At 64.0% G+C, this 2,894-nt stretch carries 4 protein-coding genes; all 4 read right to left on the bottom strand.

Annotated features, from left to right (window positions below; genetic code table 11):
* Window positions 1–84: 84 nt before the first annotated feature.
* Window positions 85–870 (bottom strand): imidazole glycerol phosphate synthase subunit HisF, encoded by a 786-nt coding sequence (gene hisF / locus B3M53_RS12495; RefSeq protein ID WP_273019317.1) that lies wholly within the window; start codon window positions 868–870, stop codon window positions 85–87.
* Window positions 864–1,496, bottom strand: coding sequence for an imidazole glycerol phosphate synthase subunit HisH (gene hisH, locus B3M53_RS12490; RefSeq protein ID WP_273019318.1), 633 nt, complete (start codon window positions 1,494–1,496; stop codon window positions 864–866). The genes hisF and hisH overlap by 7 nt, the downstream gene beginning before the upstream one ends.
* Window positions 1,497–1,508: 12 nt before the next feature.
* Window positions 1,509–2,507, bottom strand: a complete 999-nt coding sequence (locus tag B3M53_RS12485) for a hypothetical protein (protein WP_273019319.1) — start codon at window positions 2,505–2,507, stop codon at window positions 1,509–1,511.
* A partial coding sequence (locus B3M53_RS12480) for a hypothetical protein (protein ID WP_286800494.1) occupies window positions 2,504–2,894 on the bottom strand: 391 nt, incomplete at its 5' end. The genes B3M53_RS12485 and B3M53_RS12480, both read right to left, overlap by 4 nt.

Below are 2,894 nucleotides of genomic sequence, written 5' to 3'. Positions count from 1 at the left end.
GAGCCGGGGCCTCCATCAGGATAAGGTGCTGTATGCGCAGAGAGGTCCCGGGTCTTCGCTATCGCTCGCCCGGGAATTCAGCGTTTACATCCGCACGTCAAAGCCGGCGCGTTGCAAAGCGCGTTTGCCGCCGCGGTCAGCCAGTTCCTTGAAATGCCAGATATTGGCGGCGGCGACAGCGTCCGCCCCGGCCTTCAGTCCCTTGGCGTAATGCTCGTACACCCCGACGCCCGAACAGGCGATGACGGGGATGGTGACCGCGTCTGAGACCTGCTCGATCAGCGCCACATCATAGCCTGTGCCGCGGCCATCGCGATCAAGGCTCTGCAACAGGATTTCCCCCGCGCCGCGGTCTTCAACTTCCTTAGCCCAGCTCACCGGATCACGGCCGGTGGCGGTGCGGCCGCCCTGGGTCATCATCTCATAGCCGTCATCCGTCTGGCGCACGTCGACGCTGACCACCATGGCTTGCGCGCCAAAGCGTTTAGAGACCTGACTGATCAGCTCCGGCGTCTCGAAAGCGGCGGTGTTGATGGCGACCTTGTCAGCGCCGCGGGAGAAAATCTCGCGCACCTGATCCAGAGAGTGGATGCGGCCGCCCCAGGTCAACGGCATGAAGCACTGGCTCGCCACGGCTTCCAGCACCTCCATGGAATCCGCATAGGCGCGATTGCCGGAATCGCGGCGACCTTGGGCCAGCCCGCCCTCGCGGGTGATGTCGAGATAGATCAGCTCGTCCACTTTCCACTCGTTAAACCGCGACACCTCGTGCAGCGGATCGCCGATGATCTGGTGCTGGGTGAAGGTTTCAGAGCGGACCAGCTGGCCGTTCATCAGCAAGAGGACCGGGATCAGGCGCGGCATCAGCATGAGGCGACATACTCCAGCCAGTTGTTCAGCAGGGCGAGGCCGGCCTTGTGGCTTTTCTCGGGATGAAACTGCGCCGCCCAGACCGAGCCGTGCTCAAGCGCGCAGACAAAGCGTTCGCCATGCTCAGACCAGCCCGCCGCGTCCTCTGGTCGTTCAGGCTCGCAGATGAAGGAGTGGACGAAATAGAAGGCCTCGTTTTCCGGCAGGCCTTTGAACAGCCCGTCCGTCTTTGACGCCGCCACATGGTTCCAGCCCACATGCGGCACGCGATAGGGCGGCGTGTTGGGCGGCGGGGCGAGGCGGCGGACCTGGCCGGGAATGATGCCGAGGCCCGAATGCTGGCCATGCTCGGAGCTTTCATCCAGCAGAAGCTGCATCCCGAGACAAATCCCCAGAAGCGGGCGGTTCTGGCCTGCGATCTCGTCCTTGATGAGCGAAGCGAGACCCAGTTCGTGCAAATGCGCCATGCCTTCCCCGAAAGCGCCGACGCCGGGCAGAATGACGCCCTTCGCCGCACGAAGCACGCCGGGGTCGTGGCTCACCACCACATCTGCGCCCAGATGTTTGAGCGCGTTTCTGACCGACGTCAGATTGCCCATGCCGTAATCGATGATCGCAATCGTCATTTGCTGCGCCGCTCAGCTGGAGAGCATCTGGTTGATGGCTTCGGCCGCGCGCGTCATGCCCAGCCCGTCAATCAGTTCCGGCCCTTTGGCGCTCAACGCAGCGGCCTTGGCGGGATCGGCCAGCAAGGATTTGAGCTGTTCGGACACGGCTGTGATGTCATCGCCGTTTTCAAAGCCCAGATTGATCAGCGCGCCGCGCTCAGCGAACCAGTCGATTTCCGGGATGAGATTTTCGAGTTGCGGGAAGACGATCGAGGGCACGCCCGCGGCCAGCGCTTCATACACCACCATCCCGCCGGTCATGATGGCGGCGGGCGCGCGCGCCAGATGGCTGGCGATCTGGTGAACCGGCAGGCCCTGCTTGGCGATGCCGCCATTGAGCACCGTCATCCGCTTGAGGCCTTCAAAGTCGGGAAAGCTGGATCCCACGATCATGATGAAGGGGTGGGGTTTGGCCAGGGCCGGACCATGCTCGGCCAGCTGCATCGCCCAGTCCGCCGCCCGGTCGCCGCCGCCGCAAATGGCGATGACAGGGCCTTTGCGGGCGTCGTCATGGCGTGATTTGGCGAAGACCGGCGCGATCAGGGCGTATTCGCCGCCGCAGAGCGCCTGTCCGCCTGAGCGAAGATTGGGATAGCGGTGATAGTCTTCGATCACCGTGCCGTTGAAAACCAGGTCGGCGGGGGCGTCAGATCCGAAATCATCCACCATCAGCCGCTTGAGCTGCGGCAGGGCGTCCAGCGCGCTCCACAAGACCGGGTCATGAGCCGGCTGGTCCACCAGAACCGCGTCGGCTTCAGTCTCAATCACCAGGGCTTTCAGAAAGACGTCCACCGGCCCTTTGAGCGGCACGATCTTGTCGTAAGGAAAGAACTCAGACAGCGCCTCGCCTTGACCCAGCACATGCACGCGCGGGCGTTCGGGCAGAAGGTCGATCAGGCGGCTGCAACGCGCGGCGTGGGCCAGGCCTGTCTCATGGACGGCGTCCACGCGGATGATCAGGGATGTCATGTCAGCGCCTCCAGAACCGGCTCCATCACGGCGCAGGCCGCGGTGATTCTGGCGCTATCATAGCGCTCATCGAGCCAGAGATTGATGACCGACTGCGCCCAGAGATCCGCATCGGGATGCGCGTCCTGGGCCGTCAGTGTGGGGAAAGACTGTGTCAGGGCCGGGTAATTCGTGCCGGCGTCAAAACCGTTTGCGCGCAGCGCCTCAACCAGAGGGGCGCGCAGAGCCGGCGCGGTTTTGACGATCAGACGCCAGGGCGCGGTCTGATCCAGACCGACCGGGGTGAGGGCGGGGGCGAACCTGCTGAGCGCATCGAGCCAGAACGTCCGCCGCTCCTGCCGGGCGGCCAGATGTGCGGGCAAGCGCGCAAGTGCGACTGTCAGCTTT

It is taken from the genome of Oceanicaulis sp. UBA2681 (assembly GCF_002354675.1).
Taxonomy (GTDB): domain Bacteria; phylum Pseudomonadota; class Alphaproteobacteria; order Caulobacterales; family Maricaulaceae; genus Oceanicaulis; species Oceanicaulis alexandrii.
The sequence above is the reverse complement of the archived record's forward strand: the minus strand, read 5'-3'. Positions and strand labels throughout refer to the sequence as shown.

Excerpts from the sequence above, each read along its gene's own strand:
- hisH (WP_273019318.1), bottom strand. The coding sequence starts at position 1,496 with ATGACGATTGCGATCATCGATTACGGCATGGGCAATCTGACGTCGGTC.
- hisF (WP_273019317.1), bottom strand. The coding sequence starts at position 870 with ATGCTGATGCCGCGCCTGATCCCGGTCCTCTTGCTGATGAACGGCCAG.
- B3M53_RS12485 (WP_273019319.1), bottom strand. The coding sequence starts at position 2,507 with ATGACATCCCTGATCATCCGCGTGGACGCCGTCCATGAGACAGGCCTG.